Here is a 21,418-nt window from a genome sequence, read left to right as displayed (position 1 = left end):
GCCTCCCGCCTGTCCACTTTTATATGAGGGTCCGCGAATACAGCGGGCCGAACGCGCCGTGCGCGGGAAGGTTCCGAAAAGGCCGAGTAACGAAATAATACGCTGGCGCCGAGCCACGCCCGCGGACTTTTCTATATCAGACGCAGCTAATCCTTGACGCCGGCGGATGCCGCCCCAGAATCAGAGCATGGCAATAAAGTCGGCGACGAGGTGGCGGTCATGGCGACGGTGCTGAAGCGCGTCACGAAGGACCGCGTCAGCGTGTCGATCCCCGGTCTTCCGCATTCGGTCATTGATCCGGCAACCAGGCTGACCAGGGGCCAGCAGATGGAATTGCCCGGGGACGTTTCGCGGATCGACGGCGACAAGGTCACGGTGTCGCTCGGGCCAATAGTCACGGTGGATCTGGACAAGGTGCGCGTGGTGCAAAGCCGTGTCCCGCCGAAGCGAAGGACCGTCAGGATGTGAACAAGCGAAGCGCCACCGTCTCAGGGATACAACCCCTTACACCCCAGCAGTGCAGAGCTGCACGAGCGATCCTGAAGTGGTCGCAGGTGCGACTCGCCGCGAAGTGCGGCCTCAGCGAAGGAACGATTGGCAGTTTTGAGAGCGGGCGAAGGATTCCCAGTCCCGCCAAGCTGGCTGCCATCCGTCGAGGCTTGGAGGCAGCGGGCGTGGTTTTCATCGATCAGAAGACCGCAGTGACAAAGAGCGGTCCGCCTCGCGAAACTATTAGTGGAACATAATTTAGATATCGCTGTTAGACCGCAAAAGGGAGGCGCGCGATGTCACAACATGAAATCGGCATTGTTTCGGACTGGTCGAGATTGGTGGCGGACGATCCTCTGATCGCCGCGGATATAACCCAGCGCCTTTCTGTGCTGCGCGCTTGCAATGACAACGCTGCCACCGCCGCCGACGTCCCGTCGCCCGGCACCGAAACGTTTCGGGGTCCCGACATTACCAGCCTCGCAACACCCACCGAGTATCCTCGGCCGATCGTGCTCCTAGCGACGATCTATGCGTCGACGGTCCTGGGGGTAACGCTGCTTCTAGCGGCAGCGGTCTGAGCGCACGAGACCTGATACCGCTCTCTGAAAGCCCGTGTCTCCGGTATAAACCGTAACCTATGTGTCCGGAACGGACCGAAAGGCTTTGGCGATCCCGACAGGATTCGAACCTGTGACCATCGGCTTAGAAGGCCGGTGCTCTATCCAGCTGAGCTACGGGACCGCTGGCCGGCCCTTGGGCCGGCTGGATATTCTGGCGCCGGGCGCCGTTCAATGCGTCCAGGGCGTCCTGCGGTCATAGCGGAAATTCTCCGCATAGGAAATCTGGCGGCGCTTGGTCTCTTTCGGCTCTTCGACGCGGAAAGCGAGCCCTTGCTTTTCGGCGTAGGCGACCGCCTCTTCGCGCGTGTCGAAGCTAAGCCTGATCTGGCTTCTCATGTCTGCCGACGTCGTATAGCCCATCAGCGGGTCGATCTTCTTGCGCGACTCGGGATCGAATTCCAGCACCCAGTAACCGGTCTTGGCCTTGCCGGACTGCATCGCGGTTTTGGCTGGGCTGAAAATGCGCGCGGACATGGCCACCTCGTTGTTGTGCAAGGCAGCATCGCTACCCTTCGCCCGTCATTACTGCGCAATGCGCACGGCGGCAAGGTTTTTGCTCTCGCAGGTTTTTGCACTTGCCATGCACCACCGAAATGAATAGGCAACAGACCGTTCGGAGTGTAGCGCAGCCTGGTAGCGCATCTGGTTTGGGACCAGAGGGTCGGGAGTTCGAATCTCTCCACTCCGACCATCCCCTCACAGCCCAATGCCCGGCGCAGCCATACGGTTCACTTGCTGCGGCTCCGGCCGTGTGTCCGGCGCCGCGGTTCGGCAAACAGGGGGTCAGATGCTTGGAATCGATGCCTGGGTGTCGCTTTTCGGACCGGCCTACTTTGCCTACGCCGGCATAACGGTTCCGGTCATGGTGACGTGGGCAATTGCCTGCGCCGCACTGGCGATGTGGAACAACCGTGAAAGCCGCAGACAGGCGAGGCAGGCCCCGGGCGCCGTGGTCTCCCGCTCCTGGCGTGTCAGTATCGGGATGTTTGTGCTGGTCGCCGCCGGCTATATCGCCGCTCACTCTGCCGTCTATCTCGCAGTCCGTCATTTCGCCAGAATGTGGCTCTGAGACCGGCCTCTCAGGCTAGATCTCGAACTCGCCCTGCCCTTCATCCATGGCGCTGACGGTTTCGGCTGCCAGCGCCCTGGTGATCGGCGTCTTGCGTTCGAGCGCGGTCCGGTCGAGCCGCTCCACCACGCGCATCGCTGTCGCCAGCGAGCGCTCGATCCGGCGGACCAGATATTGCACGACATGCGGTTCGACCTCGATCTGACGGTCGGCGAAAAGTTTTGTGATGACGCCTGCCAGCAGGAGATCGTCGGGCTCATGAATTTCGACTGTCGCAGCCGCCTTCAGCCGCGAGGCAAGATCAGGCAGGCCAACACCCCAGGCCGAGGGAAAGCGGCGCGCCGTCAGAAGCAGTTGCGAGCCGGCACCACGCACCGCATTGATCAGATGGAACAGGCCTTGTTCGTCAACCGTCCCGGTATCGACATCGTCGATCAGCGCCGGCCGCGCGCCGAGATTGGCGATGCTGTCGCCGATGCGCCTGGCGTCGACCGCCGCCGCATTGGCACGCGCGCGCCAGATCGAGGCCAGATGCGTCTTGCCAGAACCCGCGGGACCGGCCAGCACCACCACCGGCGATGGCCAGTCCGGCCAGCGGTCGACCAGCGCAACCGCCTGGTTGTTGGTGCCGGAGACGACGAGTTCGTCACGCGAATAGCCGGTGCCATGGCCGAGGTCGAGCGGCAACTGGCGCGGCGGGTCGGTTGGCTGGGCAGTCACTTCAGCGACGCGGTTGCGTGCGGTGGCCGCCGCCGCGATCGGCCGGAAGCTGCGGCACAGGTGCCGCGCCGCGGCCCTTGTAGAGCGGCGATTCGAGATAGCGGGCTATTGCGAACCGCACCAGCACGGCGACGGCGGCCGAAGCCGGCACCGCGATCAACAAGCCGACGAAGCCGAACAGCGCGCCGAAGGCAAACAGCGAAAACATCAGCCATACCGGGTGCAGGCCGACGCTCTTGCCGACCAGCCGCGGCTGCAGGATGTTGCCCTCGATGAACTGGCCGATGAAGAAGACGACCGCGACCGCGACGATCATCGTCCAGTCCGGCCAGAACTGGACGAAGGCGACGCCCACGGCCAGCACCAGCCCGGTCAGCGAGCCGACATAGGGGATGAAGGAAATCAGCCCGGCGAACAGGCCGATGAGGATGCCGAAGTTCAGTCCGGTCAGCGTCAGCCCGGTGGCATACATGGCGCCCAGCACCAGGCACAGCGTGCCCTGGCCACGCACGAAGCCTGCCGTGGCGGTGTTGATGTCCCGTGCGATGGCGCGCACGGTCTGGACGTTGTCGCGTGGCACCCAGCCGTCGATGACCGCCACCATGCGGTCCCAGTCGAGCAGCATGTAGAAGGCGACCACCGGTGTCACCACGAACAGGCTGACCACAGAAACCAGCGCCATGCCGGAACTCCACAGCGAGGTGAAGACGGTGGTGACAAAACCGAAGCCGGAGGTCAGCAGCGAATTCAGCCCGTCGCGCAAGCTATTGGCGTTGACGCCGAACTTCTGCTCCAGCCATTTCGGATCGAACGAGGTGATCAGGCTTTGCAGCCGGGTCAGATATTCCGGCAATTTGCCGGCGAAATCGGCCATCTGCGTGGCCAGAACCGGAATGAGGATGACAAAGGCCAGGACCAGCACGATGAGGAAGGTGATGAGGATGACCACCGTCGCCATGAAACGCGACAGGCCGAGCCGCTGCAGCCGGTCGGCAACGGGATCGAGGAAATAGGCAAGCACCATGCCGGCGACGAAGGGCAGCAGGATGGCGCTGAAGACATAGAGGAAAAGCGCCAGCAGCGCGGCGCCGGCCAGCCAGAAGAAGATCTGGCGGCGAAAGGTCGCGGACGCGGCGATGTCGGCGGCCGCGGCCTCGATCGCCGCCGCTTCTGTCTCGGATGTCCGGAGTGGAGCCTTCGTCATGTCAGCTCATGTGCCTCAGCCAAGTCACGAGATAGGCTGCGGCCGAAGCCACGGTCAAGACCCCGGACAGCAATATGAGAACCGGCCTCAGCGGGTCGAGATGAACCGACAGGGCAAGCTCACCCAGCACAACCGCCGCCAGCACGATCTGGATGGCGGTGTTGGCCTTCGACACGAAAAGCGGTTTCATCTCGACCGGATGGGCCATGACGGCGGACAGCAGGACCGCGCAGACGATCAACGCGTCGCGCGACACCATGGTGACGACCAGCCACAGCGGCAATTGCCCGATGAGGCCCATGACCACGAACACCGAAACCAGCAGCAGCTTGTCGGCGATCGGATCGAGATAGGCGCCGAGCGTGGACTGCTGATTGAAACGGCGGGCGATGAAGCCATCGACGCCGTCCGAAATGCCGGCGACGAGGAACCCGGCAAAAGCCCAGTCCCAGCGCGCCTGCAGCATCGCCAGCACCACCGCCGGCACCAGGACAAGGCGCAGGATGGTGATCAGGTTGGGGATGGTCAAATGCCTGGCACCTCCTCTTGGTCGGAGATAGATGATGAAGATGGCGGGTGGCAACAAGGGAGGAGCTGCCGATCTCCCCGCACGGGAGCGGCCTTCAGCTTGGCTTTCGCCAATCACGAGCGCCTGTACGTGCGCGCTGTCCACGGTTTTGTAGGCCGAGATGGCCGTTATCCTTGCGGACAGAAACCGTTCATGCGAAGAGCCCGCGACAAGGAAAATTGCTGAACGGGCACCAGAAATGAGCAAGCGCGACGTGAACAAGCGCAAGAACGGGCTCACCTATGCCGAGGCCGGTGTCGATATCGATGCCGGCAATCTCATGGTCGAGAAGATCAAGCCGCTGGTGCGCGCGACGCGCCGGCCGGGCGCCGATGGCGAGATCGGCGGTTTCGGCGGCCTGTTCGACCTCAAGGCGGCCGGGTTTACCGATCCGGTGCTGGTGGCGGCCAATGACGGCGTCGGCACCAAGCTCAAGATCGCCATCGATGCCGGCAAGCACGACACGATCGGCATCGACCTCGTCGCCATGTGCGTCAACGACATCGTCGTGCAAGGTGCTGAACCGCTGTTCTTCCTCGATTATTTCGCCACCGGCAAGCTCGATCCCGACCAGGGTGCCGCGATCGTCGGCGGCATTGCCGAGGGCTGCCGCCAGGCCGGCTGCGCGCTGATCGGCGGCGAGACCGCCGAGATGCCCGGCATGTATCACGGCAACGACTACGACCTCGCCGGCTTTGCGGTGGGTGCCGCCGAACGCGGCCAATTGCTGCCCACCGATGACATTGTCGAAGGCGACGTGCTGCTGGGCCTGGCTTCCTCCGGCCTGCACTCGAACGGCTATTCGCTGGTGCGCCGCATCGTCGCCGTCAGCGGTCTGTCGTGGAGCGATCCGGCACCGTTCAACGACGAGGCCACTCTGGCCGAAGCACTGCTCGAGCCGACCCGCATCTACGTCAAGTCGATTCTCAAGGCGATCCGCAACACGCATGGTATCAAGGCGCTCGCCCACATCACCGGCGGCGGCTTCCCGGAAAACATTCCACGCGTGCTGCCCAAGGATTTTTCGGCCGAGCTCGACCTCGAGGCGATCGACGTTCCTCCCGTGTTTTCGTGGCTGGCCAAGACCGGCGGCGTGGCGCCGGAAGAAATGATGCGCACCTTCAATTGCGGCATCGGCATGATCCTGGCGGTCGCGTCCGGCCAGGCAGCGCAGGTCGCGGCCGTGCTACAGGAAGCCGGCGAGACGGTGACGCCGATCGGCCGCATCGTGCCGCGCCGCGACGCAGGCGTCATCTATCGGGGTTCGATCGGCCTATGAGCGCGCAGAGGAAACGCACCGTTGTCCTGATCTCGGGACGCGGCTCCAACATGACCGCGCTGATTGCCGCGGCCAGCGACCCGTCGTTCCCGGCCGAGATCGTCGGTGTCATTTCCGATAAGGCGGATGCCGCCGGGCTCGGCATCGCCAGGGCGCGCGGTATCGCCACGCAGGTCGTCTCGCGTGCCGACCACGGCAGCAAGCAGGCGCATGACGCCGCCATCGACGCGGCCCTTACCGCCTTCAACGCCGAGATCGTGGCGCTGGCCGGCTATATGCGCATCCTTAGCCCCGGCTTCGTCCAGAAATGGCAGGGCCGCATGATCAATATCCACCCTGCCCTGCTGCCGGCCTTCAAGGGGCTCGACACCCATGCGCGCGCGCTGGCCGCCGGCATCCGCATCCATGGCTGCACCGTGCACTTCGTCACCTCCGAGATGGATGACGGCCCGATCATCGCACAGGCAGCCGTGCCGGTGATGGTCGGCGACACCGCCGATACATTGGCAGCCCGCGTGCTGAAGACCGAACACCGGCTCTATCCGCTGGCGCTGGGGCTGGTCGCCGAAGGCAAGGCGCGCATGGAGGCCGGCCGCACCGTGCTTGCCCACTTTGCCGACGATGCCGACAACGGCACCTCGGTGGTGATGGCCCCGGATCCGCTGCGCGAGGAAGCCGACCTCGAGCATCTGGCGCGCATCACGCCTTGAGCTTAGAGCGGCGATGAAACAGCTTCTCCTGCTTCGTCACGCCAAATCCAGCTGGGACGACCCTGATCTCGATGATTTCGACCGGCCCTTGGCCGAACGCGGAGTGAAGGCAGCCCGGTTGATGGGGCGCGAGCTTGCGGCGCGCGGCTGGCTGCCGGACCTGGCGCTGGTGTCGGCGGCGCTGCGCACCCGCGACACCTGGCGGCTGGTGGCGGCGGAATTGCCCGTCCCGCCCCAGGTCGCATTCCTCAAGGCGCTGTACGATGCTTCAGCGGCGGACATTCTGAGCCAGATTGGTCAAACCGACGCTTCAAGCGGCAGCTTGCTGGTAATTGGCCACAATCCGGGCCTGGAGCAGTTGGCCAGACAGCTTGCCGGGCCGGGGTCGGACGCCAAGGCGATCGCGAGACTTGAGGAAAAATTCCCGACGGCAGCCTTGGCCCGGGTGGTCTTCGAAGGCGATTGGTTCGGCGTATCCCCCGCCCGGCTGACACATTGCTTGCGGCCGAAGGACCTGGGCGGCTAGTGTCCATGGCAGGTGCGGCAGGCCAAGCCCGCCGCACACCCGCCTGAGCCGTCAGTTTCCCCAGTTGCCCTGGCCGGATTCCGGCTGGACCGAATCGGGCATCAGCGTGAGGTCGCGATGCTTGACCTGCCTGTGGGTCGAAGCCGTGTAGCTGTGGTCGACATTGACCGCGTGCGAGGTGACGGCCGGCTGATTGACATTGTCCGAACCATAGTTGTCGCTGCCGGCAAAAGCGGCACCAGTGGCAACGAGGATGGCGGCGGTGGCAAGAGCGATCCTGTTCATTCTATTTACTCCGGTATTCCTGATTCTGTCCGTCTAGTGGCGTGCCCCTGGGGAGGAAATTTCGCGTCGCTCGGACAGCCTCGATCTGGGTTTTTCGTGCGCCGACTTCCAATCACGAAGACGTTCCCTGACGCGCGGAATCGGGACCTCGAACGTCGGCCAAGGGATTGAGCTCACCCTGTTTATCAATTGATCTCAGATGCTTATAAGGAGGGTGCCTGACGCATGGTGCGGCGGTTCATCGAGCCAGCGCTCGCCATGCGTTCACGATTCGTCAACATAAATTGAACCAGCTGGTTCGATTTACGATCGGCGCTCCGACACCGATGCCGTCGGCCGAAATCCTGCTCATGCATAAAAAAACAAGAGCGGCGGGCAAGGCCCACCGCTCTTTGTGGTCGCAGACTTCAGAAATCAACGACCCCAGATGCCCTGGCCCGACTGAGCCGGCACGTTGGCATTGGCATCACCCTGCGTCTTTACGGACTTCGGGATCGAGCCGGTGTGCGTGGTGTCGATGTCGGACACGGACTGGTTCGCAACAGGCTGGTTGGCATTGTAAGAGCCGTAGTTGTCGCTGCCGGCAAAAGCGGTGCCCGTGGCAACGAGGATGGCGGCAGCGGTAAGAGCGATCTTGGTCATTTTAATTACTCCTGAGTTCAAGGTTGGGTCGATATCGGCAGTCGCGATTAGCGGCCGAAGAGGTTGCGGTCAGCGCCCTGCGAAGCGGGGGCCTGGACGGTTTGCGTTGACTTGGAGATCGAAGCAGTGGCCGACTGGTCGACGGTGACGGCAGGCTGATTGGCGTTGGCCGAGCCATAATTGTCGCTGCCGGCAAAAGCAGTGCCCGTGGCAACGAGGATGGCGGCAGCGGTAAGAGCGATCTTGGTCATTTAATTACTCCTGAGTTCAAGGTTGGGTCGATATCGGCAGTCGCGATTAGCGGCCGAAGAGGTTGCGGTCAGCGCCCTGCGAAGCGGGGGCCTGGACGGTCTGCGTCGACTTGGAGACCGAAGCGGTGATCGAATGGTCGACAGCGACGGCAGGCTGATTGGCGTTGGCCGAGCCATAATTGTCGCTGCCGGCAAAAGCAGTGCCCGTGGCAACGAGGATGGCGGCGGCGGTAAGAGCGATCTTGGTCATTTTAATTACTCCAGTATTTGTCATGTCCGTCTAGTGGCGTGCCCTTGGGAGGAATTTCGCGTCGCTCGGACCACCCCGAGATGGGCTCGCCCTGCCGCGGATTCCAATCACGAAGATGTTCCCCCGCGGCTCGAATCCAGGCCTTGAAATTTGACACAGGGTCTCGGCGGTCATAATTTAACTGTTTGAAATCAGACAGTTAATCGATAACGCCCATCACCAGGCGCGACCGCTCGCCAGGCCGGCGTTCACCATCTGCTACACAGTGCGTCAACAGAAATCGAACTGAACGGTTCGGTTTGAAACGATTGCGCACCATCTGAACTTCTGGATCTCCTACATTTGCCTTGCGGTTGGATCGAGATTATCGCTTGTGCACGATCATCAATCGGGCGCGACTTGGCGGCGCCAGTTGAAGAAGTGGGCGGAAATCCGGGTGACCTGCACCCCAGGACAGCGATAGAAATGCGGTTGCTGCTTGTAGAAGACAATCGCGAGCTGGCGGATTGGCTGGGCAAGACCCTGCGTCAGGCGAACTATGTCGTCGACATCGTCCATGATGGCGAGGATGTCGAACACGCGCTCGCCGCCGGTGACCACGCGCTTGTCATCCTCGACCTTGCGCTGCCGCGCATGAGCGGGCTGGAGGTGCTGCGAATGTTGCGGACGCGCGGCAACCGGGTGCCGGTGATCGTGCTGACCGCCAATGCCAGTCTCGACGGTCGGGTCAAAGGGCTCAATGAAGGCGCCGACGACTATCTGGCGAAGCCCTTCCAGATCGAAGAGCTCGAAGCACGAATCCGCGCCCAATTGCGCCGTGCCAATGACCGCACCGCGCCGGTCGTTGCCTGCGGTGATCTCGTCTTCGACACCAACACGCGGCTGTTTTCGCTTGCCGGCGAGGCGCTGGCGCTGACACCGCGCGAGCATGCCGTGCTTGAGCAATTGATGGTCAAGGCCGGACGCACGGTGAGCAAGGCGGCATTGTCGGCCGCGATCTACGATTTCGAGACCGACGCCGATCCCAGCGCCATCGAGATCTACGTGCACCGCGTGCGCAAGAAGCTCGAAGGGTCACGGGTCCAGATCGCCACACTGCGTGGCCTCGGCTACCTCTTGCGCCAAGACGATTTGGCGCCGTGACGATCCTGGCGCCATGAGGATCAACAGCCTCCGCCTGCAATTGCTGGCATGGGTGGTGCTGCCGCTTGCCGGGCTCGCGACCATCAACCTGTGGACCAGCCAGCGCAACGCACTGGCGACCGCGGACCTGGTCACCGACCGGATGCTCGTCGGATCGGCGCGGGCGATTGCCGAGCAGGTCGCCATGGTCGACGGCGTGCTCGATGCCACGGTACCCCCGGCGGCGATCGAGATGTTCGACACCGGCGACCGCGACAGCGTCTACTATCGCGTCGAGACAGCCGGCGGGCGGCTGCTGACCGGATATCCCGACCTGCCCGAAGCGCCGCAGCATGCCAGTGTCGAGGCCCCCTACCGCGATCACCAGCTGCGGCTCCTGACCCTTGGCCATGCGGTGATCGGCGCCGGCAACGACTCGCCAATATCAGTCACCGTGGGCGTCACCCTTGCCGGCCATGACGCCATGGTCAAACAGCTTTGGTTCAGCGCCTTTGCCCAGCAACTGGCGCTGGTGGCGATTGCCGGCGTGTTCGTGCTGCTCGGCTTGCGTCGCGGCCTGGCGCCGTTGATCCGGCTGCGCGATGCGGTACGCTCGCCAAACCGCAGCGACCTTGACCCCGTCGAAGTGCCCGGTGCGCAAAGCGAGATCCGCCCGCTGATCGACGCCCTCAACGCCTACATGGAGCGCGTGCGGGCGCAGATGGCGGCGCAACGCCGCTTCATCGCCAATGCGGCGCACCAGCTGCGCACGCCCCTGGCGCTGCTGTCGACACAGGCAAGCTATGCGCTTCGCGAAAGTGCCGCCGATGCCCGCCAGGAGGCGCTGGTGGCGCTGCAGGCGAGTTCCGGCAAACTGGCGCGGCTGGCCGAACAGCTCTTGACCCTGTCACGCGCCGAGCCAGGCAGCCGGCGGCCGCGCGCCGACCGCATTGACCTGGCGGAAGCCGCCCGGCACGTGCTGGAAACCCTGGCGCCAACGGCCATCGATCGCAAAATAGATCTCGGCCTCGAGGAGGCTGGCCCCGTTCCGGTCATCGGCGACGGCACCATGCTGCGCGAGATGATCGTCAACCTCGTCGACAACGCGCTGCGCTACTCCCGGGCTGAGGGCAGTGTCACGGTGAAGCTGGCGGCCATCGACGGCGAAGCCGTGCTGACGGTCGCCGACGACGGGCCTGGCATTCCGGCGGACGAGCGAGACCATGTCTTCGAGCGCTTCTACCGTATTGCCGGTTCGACCGAGGAAGGCAGCGGGCTGGGGCTCGCCATTGTACGCGAGGTCGTCGAAAATGCCGGCGGCCGCGTCACCCTTGGGGATGGCGCGGCCGGCGGTCTGTTGGTTGAGGTCAGGCTGCCGCTGGCCTGACCGGTCAGGCTGCCCCTGGTCTGACCGATCACGTTCCCTGCTCGTTGAACGGCGCCGGCCGCCACTTCACGACATAGTTCTCGAAGCGGGTGATGATGAACTCCACCACCAGCGCCATGACAGCCAGGATGATCATCGCGGCGAACACGCCATTGGCGTTGAAGGCGCCCTGCGCGGTCGAGATCAGCAGGCCCATGCCTTGCTTGGCGCCGAGGAACTCGCCGACCACCGCGCCGACCAGCGCGAAGCCGAAGCTGACATGCAGGCTGGCGAGGATCCAGCTCATCGCCGAAGGAATGATGACGGTGCGGGTGATCTGGAACGGCGAGGCGCCAAGGATCTGGGCATTGGCGATCATTGCCCTGTCGGCCTCGCGCACACCCTGGAAGGCGTTGGCGAAAACAACGAAGAACACCATCACCACGGCAAGCGCCACTTTGGACGCCATGCCGAGGCCGAGCGCGATGATGAACACCGAGCCGAGCACGACGCGCGGCACCGAATTGGCGATCTTGATGTAGATCGAAAAGACATCCGCCAACAGCCGATTGCGGCCGAGGATGATGCCGGCGGCGATGCCGCCAAGGGCACCGATGACAAAGCCGAGGAAGGTTTCCTCCAGCGTCACGTAGATCTGCAGCCAGAGTGGGCCTTGCGAGGTGCCTTCGGTGATCCACGACCAGACCTGCTGCCAGATGCCAGAAGGGCTGGCGAAGAAGAACGGGTCGATGATGTTGTAGTCGGCGCCGAGTTCCCACAGGCCAAGGAAGACGACCAGGATCGCCAGGCGCAAGGAGATGACAAGCGCGTGGCGGCGGCGCAGCTTTGCCCTCGCCCGGGCTTCGGCAACGGCGATGGAAGCATCGCGGACGGCGGCCTGGTTGGCGGTCGGAGAGATTGCGGTCATGCTGTTTCTCCTTTCAATGTCCGGTCTGCAAGGTCCGGCTCTGGCCGAGCTGCACTTCCTCGCGCAGATCGTTCCAGATCACCTTGGCGATCTCGACGAAGTTCGGGTCGTAGCGGATGTCGGCCATGACGCGCGGGCGCGGCAGGTCGATGCGGTAGACGCTCTTGACCGTGCCCGGCCCAGCGGTGAGCACATAGACCTTGTCGGCCAGCGCCACCGCCTCCTCTAGGTCGTGGGTGACGAAGACAACCGAGGATTTCTGCTCCGACCACAGATCCAGCAATTCGTCCTGCATGGCGGTGCGCGTCTGCATGTCGAGCGCGCTGAACGGCTCGTCCATCAAAAGGATCTTGGGCTGGTTGATGAAGGTCTGCGCCAGCGCGACGCGCTTGCGCATGCCGCCCGAAAGCTGGTGCGGATAGTGCTTCTCGAAGCGGCCGAGGCCGACGCGGGCGATCCAGTCGCGGGCGCGGTCGTAGGCCTGCGCCTTTGGCGTGCCGCGATAAAGTGGACCGGCGGCGACATTGTCGATGACACTGCGCCAGGGAAACAGCGCATCCGCCTGGAAGACAAAGCCGATGTCCCGGCTGATATCGGTGACCGGCGTGCCCATGACGCGGACATTGCCGGTCGTCGGCCGCAACAGGCCGGTGACCAGGTTGAGCGTCGTCGACTTGCCGCAGCCGGTCGGCCCGACGACGCAGGCGAACTCGCCGCGCGCCACGGTCATCGTGAAATCGCGGATCGCCGTCATCATGTGCCCGTCGGGCGTGACGAAACGCAAGGTCACATCATCGATGGCGATCGCGGCGTCGGCTTGTGGCGCGGCCTGAGACAGCTTCTCGGCCGCCATGGGTTGCACTTGCATGGCGCACTCCTGTCGCAATGGGGCAAGGGAGCCCGCGGCAGTGCCACGGATCTCCAGGTGTTCGGGAGGCCGCGCCGCTGCCTTCTTGATTCAAGCAGCCGGCGCAAGTCCTTGTTATTCAACGAGTGGTAGGCTGGCGCCGCTATTTGGCGGCGTCGACGAATTCGGTCGTGTAGGTCTTCGACAGGTCGATCTGCTTGCCTTGCAGGCTCTTCGAGAATGTCGAGAGAACCTTGAGCACGGTCGGCGGACCATCGGCCGGCATGCGGCCATCCGGCGTGAACATCGCCTTGCCGCCGGCCAGCCCCTGCACGTAAAGGTCCCGGTTGCCGGCATAATAATCCTTCGGCATCTTGTCGGCGATCTCTTCGGCCGAATGCGTGGCGATGAATTTCATCGTCTTGACGAAGGCATTGGCGAGCTTCTGTGCCTCATCCTTGTGGCCTTCCAGCCAAGAGGACTGGACATAGAAGGACGCCGCCGGATAGTCGCCGCCCAGCGCTTCCTTGGTCTTTTCGGGCGTGCGCATGTCGACCAGGATGCTTGCCTCGCCGGTCTTGAGCAGTTTGGCGATGGTCGGCTCGGTGGTCATGCCGGCCTGGATCTGGTCCTGCTTGACGGCGGCGATGAAGGTGTTGCCGGCGCCGACCGGCAGCAGCGTGTAGTCGCCGGGCTTCAGGCCGCTGCGCACGGCAAGATACTGGGTCAGGAAATCGGTCGAGGAGCCGAGACCGGTGACGCCGAGCGTGGCGCCCTTGAAATCGGCGGGCGACTTGATCTCCGGGTGCTTGGCGGAGACCAGCTCGACCTCACCAGGCGCTTGGCTGAACTGGACGATCGACTGGATGTATTTGCCCTTCGACTGCAGGTCGACGGTGTGATCGTAGAAGCCGACAACGCCTTGGACGGCACCGGCCAGCAGTTCATTTTCGGCCTCGACCCCGGCGCGCGAGTTGAGCAGTTCGACATCGAGCCCCTGGTCCTTGAAGTAGCCGAGCTGCTGGGTGAGCACGGCAGGCAGATAGATCTGCTTTTCCATGCCGCCGACGATGATGGTGATTTTGTCGGCAGCCGAAGCCACCGTGGCGCTTGTGGCTGCAATAGCAAGGGTTAGCGCCGCTGTGCGCAGGGCGCACTTCGAGATGAAACCGGTCACGAAACTTCCTCCACTTGGGCGGCGCGCCATCCCGGCTGCGCCGCATTCCTCCTTACCGGCCGCTCCCGCACCGGTCACACGGCGAACGCCGCAATGACTTCATGGCACGCCCAAGCTTTCAGCTGGCTTTCAGTCGTTTTAACGGCCGTTGAAATGGAATCCGTTGTGGCTGCCGGTCACGGAGCGCCGAAACCGAGAACGTCGCGCATGTCGTATTCGCCGGGCGGGCGTCCCTCGAGCCAGAGCGCGGCGGCAATGGCGCCGCGGGCGAACATGACGCGGTCGCCGGCCGCATGCGACAAGGTCACAAGCTCGCCGTCGGCACAGAAGCTCACGCTGTGTTCGCCGATGATGCTGCCGCCACGCACCACCGCGAAGCCGATCTCGCCGGCAAGCCGCGCGCCGGCAACGCCATCGCGAACATGCCGCGCCACCGCGTCGAGCTCGACCTTGCGGCCGCCGGCCACGGCCTGGCCAAGCATCAAAGCGGTACCTGACGGCGCGTCGATCTTGTGTCGGTGATGCGCCTCGAAGACCTCGGCGTCCCAGTCTTCGGGATCGAGCGCTGTCGCCGCCTGTTCGACCAATCCGACCAGCATGTTCAGCCCCAGCGAAAAGCTGCCGGAGCGCACGATGGCGATGGTCTTCGCGGCCTCGGCGATGTCGGCGAATTCAGTCGCATCGAAACCGGTCGATCCGATGACCAGGGCCGGCCCGCCGCGGGCGGCGCAAAACCTTGCCAGGTCAGCCGAGGCCGCCGGCGTCGTGAAGTCGATGACCACATCGGCCGTGGCAAGCGCCTCCTCGCGGCTGACCAGCCCATCGCCGACAGCGCCGGGCCGATGGAACCGCGCAGCGAGCGCCAGCCGTGGATCGACCCGCACGGCGTCCGTCATCTGGCGGCCCATGCGGCCGAGCGCGCCGGCGATGGCGATCCTGATCGGCGGCTGCGGCATGGCCTCGGCTATTTCCACATGCCGCGCATGCGTGCGCCGATGTCGACGCGCACCTCCGGCCGGGCCGCCCTGCCCTGTGCTGCCTGTGCGCTCGGCCACGACACCTGCTGGAATGCGGCAAGGATCGAAGCCGGGATGAAACGGGTGCGCGAGGCATAGAGATGGCGGTCGCCGCGCGCCGCCTGGCCATGTGGAAAGAAACGCTGCGGCATGACCAGGTTGAGATTGTCCTTGGCCCGCGTCATTGCCACGTAGAGCAGCCGGCGCTCCTCCTCGATGTCCTCCTTGGTGCCGACGCCGAGATCGGCCGGGATGCAGCCATCGACGGTGTTGAGCACGAAGACATTTTTCCACTCCTGGCCCTTGGCCGAGTGGATGGTCGACAGGATCAGATAATCCTCGTCGCGATGCGGCGGCCCAGCCTGGTCGCTGGTGGCGTCCGGCGGATCGAGCGTCAGTTCGGTCAGGAAGCGCTCGCGCGAGGCATAGCCCGAGCCGATCTGCTCAAGTTGCAACAGGTCGGCCCGGCGCGTCGTCGCGTCCTCGTGGATGCGTTCCAGATGCGGCTCGTACCACAGCCTGATCTGTTCGAGGTCGGCCGGCCATCTGGCGCCGGCGCGCAGGCCGGAATAGAGCGAGACGAAGCCAGGCCAGTCATCGGCAGCGCGTTGCGGCGGACGCCAGCCGGCCAGCCCCATGGCCTCGTCCAGCGCCGTCGTCATGGTCTCGACGATCTGCGCGGCGGCCGAAGGGCCGATGCCAGGCAAGAGTTGCAATACGCGAAAACCGGCGACACGGTCGCGCGGATTTTCGGCAAAGCGCAGCACCGCCAGCACATCCTTGACATGGGCGGCATCGAGAAACTTCAGGCCTCCGAATTTGACGAAGGGAATGTTGCGCCGCGTCAGTTCGATCTCCAGCGGCCCGCTGTGATGCGAGGCGCGAAACAGCACCGCCTGGGATTTCAGCGCTGTGCCCGCCTCGCGCTCGGCCAGGATGGTGTCGCAGACGAAATTGGCCTGCTCGACTTCGTCGCGCACGGTCACCAGTTTTGGCCTGTCGCTGGATTTGCGCTCCGACCACAGGTTTTTGGTGAAGCGCTCCGAGGCTTCGCCGATCACCGCGTTGGCGGCAGCAAGGATGGTCTCGGTCGAGCGGTAATTGCGCTCCAGCATCACCACGTCGGCGGCTTGCGCGAACTGATTGGGGAAGTCGAGGATGTTGCGAACCTCGGCGGCGCGGAACGAATAGATCGATTGCGCATCGTCGCCCACCACCGTCAGCCCGGCGCCGTCGGGTTTCAGCGCCATGAGGATCGAAGCCTGCAGGCGATTTGTGTCCTGGTATTCGTCGACCAGCACATGGTCGAAACGCCCGCCCAGATGCGCTGCTATCTCGGGCTCCGCCGCCATCTGCGCCCAGTAGAGCAGCAAATCGTCGTAATCGAGCACGTTTTGCGCCTGCTTGGCCTCGACATAACCGGCGAACAATTCTTTCAGCTGCTCCGCCCAGCCGGCGCACCAGGGAAAGGCGGAACCCAACACCTCGTTGAGCGGCGCCTGCGCGTTGACGGCGCGCGAATAGATGGCAAGGCAAGTGCCCTTGGTGGGGAAGCGCGCTTCCGTCTTCGAGAAGCCGAGCTCGTGGCGGACCAGGTTCATCAGGTCGGCGGAATCCTCGCGATCATGGATGGTGAAGGCCGGGTCGAGGCCGATCTCCAGCGCATAGTCGCGCAACAGCCGCGCGCCGATGCCGTGAAAGGTGCCGGCCCAGGTCAGCGCATCGGTGATGACGGCTGCATCGCGGCCGAGCACCTCGCCGGCAATACGCTCGACGCGCCTGGCCATTTCGGATGCGGCGCGGCGCGAAAACGTCATCAGCAGGATGCGGCGCGGGTCGGCGCCCTTGACGATCAGATGAGCGACGCGATGCGCCAGCGTGTTGGTCTTGCCAGATCCGGCGCCGGCAATGACCAGCAACGGGCCGGCAATCTGACCGGCGCCGTGCTCGACGGCCTGGCGCTGGGCATCGTTCAGCCGCGCGAGATAGGCAGGCTGGACGGTCGGTTCCCGAAAGGTCGAATCAGCGGTGGCGAGGTTCATCGCCCATCAAGCATCGTTTCTGCTTTGTTCGCAACATCGATGCGGGCACACCTAACCCATGCAGGACTGGGGCCGGTCTGAAGAGAAGGGATCGCGGCTAGCGTTGCGGATCGACACCCATGTCGGCCGACTGCCGTCGCAAGGTCTCGCGATCAGGTTGCGACGGCGGCAACAGCAGCGGGTCGACCGTATCGGGCACGTTTTCGACCATCTTCCTGGCGATGCGATAAGTGACATAGGCGAAGGCGCCGGCGACGAGCAGACGGAACATGGTGCAACACTCCTTTGGAGCAGAACCAACCGGGGAAACCGCCTTTGGTTCCCTTGCCAATCGTCCACGCGCGCAGTCGAAGATGGAGGGCGGTTTCGCCAGCGCTCCCGATGCATTCTCGAGGCAACCGGAGGCGGAACTTGGCCTTTGCGAGGTTCGCGTGCTGCCGCAACCCGCTGTGGCGTCCCGGACGAACTTTTGGAGAAGAAGGCCGGCGCCGCTTGGGAGGAGTGAAGCGCCGGCCAAGCGGATAATTAGGTCCGCCGCACAGGTAAGGCTAGCTGAGTCTTTCCCCTGCGTCATCGGAACATTGTTTTTGTTAACAGCGTATCTGCCCGCGACTCTACCCATATCCGGCTCGCGATACGCATGTTTGACAATCGTGACGCCGCGATCATCTCCCGGCCGCGAGCCTTTGCCTGACCAGCGCGACATGGAAATTCGTGCCGAACAACAGCCCGTCATCGTCGAAGTCGTAGCTGGAATTGTGCAGCGGCGCCGAACCCTCGCCATTGCCGAGGAAGACGAAGCAGCCCGGCACATGGTCGAGGAAGCGGGCAAAATCCTCGGAGGCGGTCATCGGCTCGCGGGCGACGGCGATGTTGCCGGGTTCGAAGACGCCTCTGGCGGCGGCGAATGCGGCATCGACCAGTTCGGCATCGTTGCGCAGCGGCACGAACTCCCTGCTGTACTTGACCTCGGCGGTGACATTGTAGGCGGCAGCGATGCCCTCGGCGAGAATGCGCATCTGCCGCTCGATCTCGGCGCTGACCTCGGGACGGAAGCTGCGCGCATCGCCGAGGATGCGGGCAAGACCGGGCAGAGCGTTGCGGGTGCCGTCGGTGATCAGCTCGGTCACCGAAACCACGGATATGTCGGCCGGACTCAGTCGGCGCGAGACGATGGTCTGCAGATTGGTGACCAGCGCGCAGGCCGCGACCAGCGTCTCGTTGCCCGCATGCGGCCGCGCGGCATGGCCGCCGAGCCCCTTGAGCACGATCTCGAAGTTGTCCTCGGCCGACATTATGGGTCCGGCACAGGTCTCGAAATGCCCGATCGGCAGGCCGGGCATGTTGTGCAGGCCAAATATCTCGTCGAAGGGAAAGCGCTGCATCAGCCCATCGTCGAGCATGGCGAGTGCGCCCCTGCCCCATTCCTCGGCCGGCTGGAAGACGAAGCGCACGGTGCCGTCGAAACCGCCCTCACCGGCCAGCAGCTTTGCCGCGCCGAGCAGCATGGTGGTGTGGCCGTCATGGCCGCAGGCATGCATGATGCCGGGATTGCCGGACCGGTAAGATGCGTCCGATTGTTCTGATATGCGCAGCGCATCCATGTCGGCCCTCAGCGCAATCGCCCGGTTGCCGCTGCCGCGCTTCAGCGTGCCGACGACACCGGTGCCGCCGACGCCTTCGGTGACATCGTCCAACCCAAATTCGCGCAGTTTGGCGGCGACGAAGGCGGCGGTGCGCGTCTCCTCGAAGCCGAATTCCGGGTGTGCATGCAGATCGCGCCGCCAGAAAATCATCTCCTGCTTCAGCGCGTCGCGATCGAGTTCAGACATTCTTCTGCCCCTTCTGCTTCTGCCCCTTCTGACCTACTTTGCCAGTTGCGCGGCCACATCAAGCAGGATGTTGGCGCCGGCAACAAGCTCGGCGTCATCGGTGTGTTCGCGAGGACTGTGACTGATGCCGCCAACGCTCGGCACGAAGATCATCGCCGCAGGCGCGATACACGCCAGCATCTGCGCGTCGTGGCCGGCGCCTGATGTCATGCGCCTGACCCCGAGGCCACGGCGTTTCGCGGCGGCCTCGATTTGTTCGACGATGCGCAGGTCGAAGATCACCGGTTCGAAGCGGGCCAGTTGCTCGACCGAAACCGTCACGTTCTCAGCGGCGGCAAGCTGCTCGAGATAGGCGGCAAGCGCCGCTTCCGCCGCCTGCAGGCGCTGTTCGTCGGGATCGCGCAGATCGACGGTGAAGACCGCGCGCGAAGGGATGACATTGATGGCATTCGGCTCGAAGCGGATCGTGCCGACGGTGGCGACGGTCGGCGCGTTCGAGGCTTTGGTCCGGTCGAGCAGGAAGGTGATGACCCGGGCGGCGGCGTGGCCGGCATCGTTGCGCATCGACATCGGCGTGGTGCCGGCATGGTTGGCGACGCCGTCGATGGTGATGCGCTGCCAGGAGATGCCTTGCAGATTCTCCACCGCGCCGACCGGCAAGCCTTCGCGCTCCAGCACCGGCCCTTGCTCAATATGCAGTTCGAGATAGGCGTGCGGCGTGAGGAAGCCGGGCTCCCGGTCGCCGGCATAGCCGATGCGGGCAAGCTCCTGCCCGAGCACGCTGCCGTCGGTGCCAACGGCCGCCAGCACCGTTTCGGCATCGATGCCGCCGGCGTGGACCAGCGAGCCCATCATGTCGGGTGTGTAGCGTACGCCCTCCTCATTGGTGAAAGCGGCGACCGCGACCGGGCGCGACGGCGAAAAGCCCGTCGCCTTGAGCGTCTCGATCACTTCCAGCCCGGCAAGCACCCCGTAGCAGCCGTCATAAATGCCGGCATCGATGACGGTGTCGAGGTGCGAGCCGATGAGCAGCGGCGCTTGCCCGGTAATTTCCGGGTTTTGCCAGATGCCGAAAATGTTGCCGACCCGGTCGATGGCGACATCGAGCCCGGCCTGCCGAAGCCAGCCGACGAAGAGGTCGCGGCCCTGCCTGTCGGTGTCTGAGGCGGCCAGCCGGGTCAGCCTGCCCTCGCCATCCCGGCCAACAGCGCCGAGTTCGCGGATGCGGCCGAGCAGGCGCTGCGCATCGATGGCGATCATGCCGTTGCCTCGACTGTCATCTTGCCTTCCAGCACATCGGCCGGGTTCATGCCAACCAGTTCGGCGTAGCGATGCGGGTCGGTGGCGCCTTCGGTGTTGACCACCAGCACCCGCGATTTGCCGTCAAGTCCAAGATCGGCCCGGTTGTCGGCCACCGCCCGGATCAGCCCGGCAAGGCCGACACCACCGCTTTCGCCGGCAACGATCACCGGGTCACCGCCGGCCGGCCAGGCCAGCCGCCGCATCACCGCGATGGCCTCGTCCTCATCCACCGTCATGAAGGCGTCGGCGGCGCGCGCCAGCACCCGCCAGGCGACCGGCGAGGCTTCGTAACATTCAAGCATGGCCATCACCGTCGGCTGGCCGTGCGCGACCTTGACCGGGCGCCCGACCTGGGCGGCTGCGAAAACACAAGCGGCACGCGCCGGCTCGACCACGATGAAGGTCGGCCTGGCGTCACCGAGCACGGTGGCCAGATGACCGGCCAGCGCGGCGGCAATGCCGCCGACACCGGCCTGCACGAAGACGTGGGTCGGCGTCCGAGGGAGTTGGCGCAAGGCTTCGCGTACGATCGCGGTATAGCCCTGCATGACCAGGCCGGGAATGCGCTCATAGCCCGGCCACGAGGTGTCGGAGACCACGGTCCAGTCCTTGTCGGCCGAAACCTGGGCAGCTTGCCTGACCGAATCGTCATAATTGCCGTGGACGCGGATCATCTCGGCGCCATAGCGGGCGATCGCCGCGATGCGCTCCTCGCTGACCCCGGCATGGACGAAGATCGCCGCCCGCGCGCCGACGAGTTGCGCGCCTTGCGCGACGGAGCGGCCATGGTTGCCGTCGGTCGCACAGGCAAATGTCATCGCCGCGGCGACCGCCCGCACATCAGGCCGATCGAGATCGGCCACATCGAGGAGCCGGCCAAGGCGACTGCCGGCCTCCTCCAGCACCAGGCGGAAGACGGCATAGGCGCCGCCAAGCGCCTTGAAGCTGCCGAGGCCGAGGCGAAAGCCCTCATCCTTGATATGGATGGCGCCCAGTCCGAATTCGCTGGCGAGCGCCGGCAGCGCATGCAGCGGCGTCATCCGGTGATTGTCGCGGTGGCTGAGAAAACGCTCGACCGTGTCGGCTCCGGCCACGCCAAAGGTTTCGGCATCGATCGGATCGAACGGCCGGCGGTGCGATGCGTTGCGGTTGAGCAGGAACATTGGCCGG

At 64.4% G+C, this 21,418-nt stretch carries 26 protein-coding genes and 2 tRNA genes; 10 read left to right on the top strand and 18 right to left on the bottom strand.

Annotated features, from left to right (window positions below):
• Window positions 1-219 precede the first annotated feature (219 nt).
• From A4R29_RS09970 to A4R29_RS09965, 3 genes are read left to right on the top strand one after another with little or no spacing between them, the layout of a single operon-like run.
• Window positions 220-468, top strand: coding sequence for a hypothetical protein (locus tag A4R29_RS09970; protein ID WP_063173633.1), 249 nt, complete (start codon window positions 220-222; stop codon window positions 466-468).
• Entirely contained in the window at window positions 465-746 is a 282-nt protein-coding gene (locus A4R29_RS32965; protein ID WP_081714406.1) for a helix-turn-helix domain-containing protein, read from the top strand. The genes A4R29_RS09970 and A4R29_RS32965 overlap by 4 nt, the downstream gene beginning before the upstream one ends.
• Before the next feature lie 39 nt (window positions 747-785).
• Window positions 786-1,070, top strand: coding sequence for a hypothetical protein (locus A4R29_RS09965; RefSeq protein ID WP_063171820.1), 285 nt, complete (start codon window positions 786-788; stop codon window positions 1,068-1,070).
• A gap of 86 nt (window positions 1,071-1,156) precedes the next feature.
• Here the strand turns inward: A4R29_RS09965 and A4R29_RS09960 are convergent.
• Window positions 1,157-1,233, bottom strand: a tRNA-Arg gene (locus A4R29_RS09960).
• A 47-nt stretch (window positions 1,234-1,280) separates the two neighbouring features.
• Window positions 1,281-1,586, bottom strand: a complete 306-nt coding sequence (locus A4R29_RS09955) for an ETC complex I subunit (protein ID WP_013532440.1) — start codon at window positions 1,584-1,586, stop codon at window positions 1,281-1,283.
• Window positions 1,587-1,726: 140 nt separating this feature from the next.
• Here A4R29_RS09955 and A4R29_RS09950 point away from each other — a divergent pair.
• Both A4R29_RS09950 and A4R29_RS09945 read left to right on the top strand, forming a co-directional pair.
• A tRNA-Pro gene (locus tag A4R29_RS09950) sits at window positions 1,727-1,803 on the top strand.
• Window positions 1,804-1,899: 96 nt separating this feature from the next.
• Window positions 1,900-2,181 (top strand): hypothetical protein, encoded by a 282-nt coding sequence (locus A4R29_RS09945; RefSeq protein ID WP_013532441.1) that lies wholly within the window; start codon window positions 1,900-1,902, stop codon window positions 2,179-2,181.
• Window positions 2,182-2,196: 15 nt separating this feature from the next.
• Here the strand turns inward: A4R29_RS09945 and hdaA are convergent, their stop codons facing one another.
• Genes hdaA through A4R29_RS09930 form a run of 3 tightly spaced genes read right to left on the bottom strand, consistent with a single transcriptional unit; the run spans window position 2,197 to window position 4,634 of the window.
• Window positions 2,197-2,901 (bottom strand): DnaA regulatory inactivator HdaA, encoded by a 705-nt coding sequence (hdaA, locus tag A4R29_RS09940; RefSeq protein WP_013532442.1) that lies wholly within the window; start codon window positions 2,899-2,901, stop codon window positions 2,197-2,199.
• A gap of 1 nt (window position 2,902) precedes the next feature.
• Window positions 2,903-4,105: an AI-2E family transporter gene (locus A4R29_RS09935; RefSeq protein WP_013532443.1), complete on the bottom strand. Its 1,203-nt coding sequence runs from the start codon at window positions 4,103-4,105 to the stop codon at window positions 2,903-2,905.
• Window position 4,106: 1 nt separating this feature from the next.
• On the bottom strand, window positions 4,107-4,634 hold the full coding sequence (locus tag A4R29_RS09930) for a CDP-alcohol phosphatidyltransferase family protein (protein WP_013532444.1): 528 nt from the start codon (window positions 4,632-4,634) through the stop codon (window positions 4,107-4,109).
• Between the two features lie 238 nt (window positions 4,635-4,872).
• On the opposite strand from A4R29_RS09930, the gene purM reads away from it, so the two are divergent.
• The 3 genes from purM to A4R29_RS09915 are packed head-to-tail and all read left to right on the top strand — an operon-like array spanning window position 4,873 to window position 7,188.
• Window positions 4,873-5,952: a phosphoribosylformylglycinamidine cyclo-ligase gene (purM, locus tag A4R29_RS09925; RefSeq protein ID WP_013532445.1), complete on the top strand. Its 1,080-nt coding sequence runs from the start codon at window positions 4,873-4,875 to the stop codon at window positions 5,950-5,952.
• Window positions 5,949-6,662 carry a phosphoribosylglycinamide formyltransferase gene (gene purN / locus A4R29_RS09920; RefSeq protein WP_024505064.1) on the top strand — a complete coding sequence of 238 codons (714 nt, stop codon included), beginning with the start codon at window positions 5,949-5,951 and terminating at the stop codon, window positions 6,660-6,662. Before purM ends, purN begins: the two co-directional genes overlap by 4 nt.
• A gap of 13 nt (window positions 6,663-6,675) precedes the next feature.
• Complete coding sequence (locus A4R29_RS09915) at window positions 6,676-7,188, top strand: SixA phosphatase family protein (protein ID WP_063171819.1); 513 nt, start codon at window positions 6,676-6,678, stop codon at window positions 7,186-7,188.
• A gap of 51 nt (window positions 7,189-7,239) precedes the next feature.
• On the opposite strand, the gene A4R29_RS09910 is transcribed toward A4R29_RS09915, so the two are convergent.
• The 4 genes from A4R29_RS09910 to A4R29_RS09895 all read right to left on the bottom strand — a co-directional run bounded on the left by A4R29_RS09910 (window position 7,240) and on the right by A4R29_RS09895 (window position 8,616).
• Window positions 7,240-7,473 carry a DUF680 domain-containing protein gene (locus A4R29_RS09910; protein WP_024504275.1) on the bottom strand — a complete coding sequence of 78 codons (234 nt, stop codon included), beginning with the start codon at window positions 7,471-7,473 and terminating at the stop codon, window positions 7,240-7,242.
• A 414-nt stretch (window positions 7,474-7,887) separates the two neighbouring features.
• The gene (locus tag A4R29_RS09905) at window positions 7,888-8,115 is read right to left on the bottom strand and encodes a DUF680 domain-containing protein (RefSeq protein WP_013532449.1); all 228 of its coding nucleotides are present in this window, start codon (window positions 8,113-8,115) and stop codon (window positions 7,888-7,890) included.
• 47 nt (window positions 8,116-8,162) lie between these two features.
• On the bottom strand, window positions 8,163-8,366 hold the full coding sequence (locus tag A4R29_RS09900; protein ID WP_013532450.1) for a DUF680 domain-containing protein: 204 nt from the start codon (window positions 8,364-8,366) through the stop codon (window positions 8,163-8,165).
• Between the two features lie 46 nt (window positions 8,367-8,412).
• The gene (locus A4R29_RS09895; RefSeq protein WP_013532451.1) at window positions 8,413-8,616 is read right to left on the bottom strand and encodes a DUF680 domain-containing protein; all 204 of its coding nucleotides are present in this window, start codon (window positions 8,614-8,616) and stop codon (window positions 8,413-8,415) included.
• Between the two features lie 465 nt (window positions 8,617-9,081).
• Between A4R29_RS09895 and A4R29_RS09890 the strand changes: the two genes are divergently transcribed.
• Together A4R29_RS09890 and A4R29_RS09885 are read left to right on the top strand one after the other, a co-directional pair.
• A complete protein-coding gene (locus A4R29_RS09890) occupies window positions 9,082-9,759 on the top strand; it encodes a response regulator (protein ID WP_024504276.1) in 678 nt (225 codons plus the stop codon).
• A gap of 13 nt (window positions 9,760-9,772) precedes the next feature.
• Window positions 9,773-11,125, top strand: a complete 1,353-nt coding sequence (locus A4R29_RS09885) for a sensor histidine kinase (RefSeq protein WP_063171818.1) — start codon at window positions 9,773-9,775, stop codon at window positions 11,123-11,125.
• Window positions 11,126-11,153: 28 nt separating this feature from the next.
• Here the strand turns inward: A4R29_RS09885 and A4R29_RS09880 are convergent, their stop codons facing one another.
• The 9 genes from A4R29_RS09880 to A4R29_RS09845 form a co-directional block, all read right to left on the bottom strand.
• A complete protein-coding gene (locus A4R29_RS09880) occupies window positions 11,154-12,032 on the bottom strand; it encodes an ABC transporter permease (RefSeq protein ID WP_063171817.1) in 879 nt (292 codons plus the stop codon).
• Window positions 12,033-12,045: 13 nt separating this feature from the next.
• Entirely contained in the window at window positions 12,046-12,900 is an 855-nt protein-coding gene (locus A4R29_RS09875; protein ID WP_013532455.1) for an ABC transporter ATP-binding protein, read from the bottom strand.
• Between the two features lie 142 nt (window positions 12,901-13,042).
• Entirely contained in the window at window positions 13,043-14,056 is a 1,014-nt protein-coding gene (locus A4R29_RS09870) for an ABC transporter substrate-binding protein (protein ID WP_027163344.1), read from the bottom strand.
• Between the two features lie 176 nt (window positions 14,057-14,232).
• The gene (gene dapB / locus A4R29_RS09865; protein ID WP_063173632.1) at window positions 14,233-15,012 is read right to left on the bottom strand and encodes a 4-hydroxy-tetrahydrodipicolinate reductase; all 780 of its coding nucleotides are present in this window, start codon (window positions 15,010-15,012) and stop codon (window positions 14,233-14,235) included.
• 8 nt (window positions 15,013-15,020) lie between these two features.
• Window positions 15,021-17,114, bottom strand: coding sequence for an ATP-dependent helicase (locus A4R29_RS09860; protein ID WP_063171816.1), 2,094 nt, complete (start codon window positions 17,112-17,114; stop codon window positions 15,021-15,023).
• Between the two features lie 97 nt (window positions 17,115-17,211).
• The gene (locus A4R29_RS32960; RefSeq protein ID WP_013532459.1) at window positions 17,212-17,385 is read right to left on the bottom strand and encodes a hypothetical protein; all 174 of its coding nucleotides are present in this window, start codon (window positions 17,383-17,385) and stop codon (window positions 17,212-17,214) included.
• 394 nt (window positions 17,386-17,779) lie between these two features.
• Window positions 17,780-18,946, bottom strand: a complete 1,167-nt coding sequence (locus A4R29_RS09855; protein ID WP_063171815.1) for a M20 aminoacylase family protein — start codon at window positions 18,944-18,946, stop codon at window positions 17,780-17,782.
• Window positions 18,947-18,979: 33 nt separating this feature from the next.
• Window positions 18,980-20,206 carry a Zn-dependent hydrolase gene (locus A4R29_RS09850; RefSeq protein WP_063171814.1) on the bottom strand — a complete coding sequence of 409 codons (1,227 nt, stop codon included), beginning with the start codon at window positions 20,204-20,206 and terminating at the stop codon, window positions 18,980-18,982.
• Complete coding sequence (locus tag A4R29_RS09845; protein ID WP_063171813.1) at window positions 20,203-21,411, bottom strand: diaminopropionate ammonia-lyase; 1,209 nt, start codon at window positions 21,409-21,411, stop codon at window positions 20,203-20,205. The genes A4R29_RS09850 and A4R29_RS09845 overlap by 4 nt, the downstream gene beginning before the upstream one ends.
• Window positions 21,412-21,418 lie beyond the last annotated feature (7 nt).

The sequence above is a fragment of the Mesorhizobium ciceri biovar biserrulae genome, from assembly GCF_001618845.1.
Classification (GTDB): Bacteria; Pseudomonadota; Alphaproteobacteria; order Rhizobiales; family Rhizobiaceae; genus Mesorhizobium; species Mesorhizobium ciceri.
The sequence above is the reverse complement of the archived record's forward strand: the minus strand, read 5'-3'. Positions and strand labels throughout refer to the sequence as shown.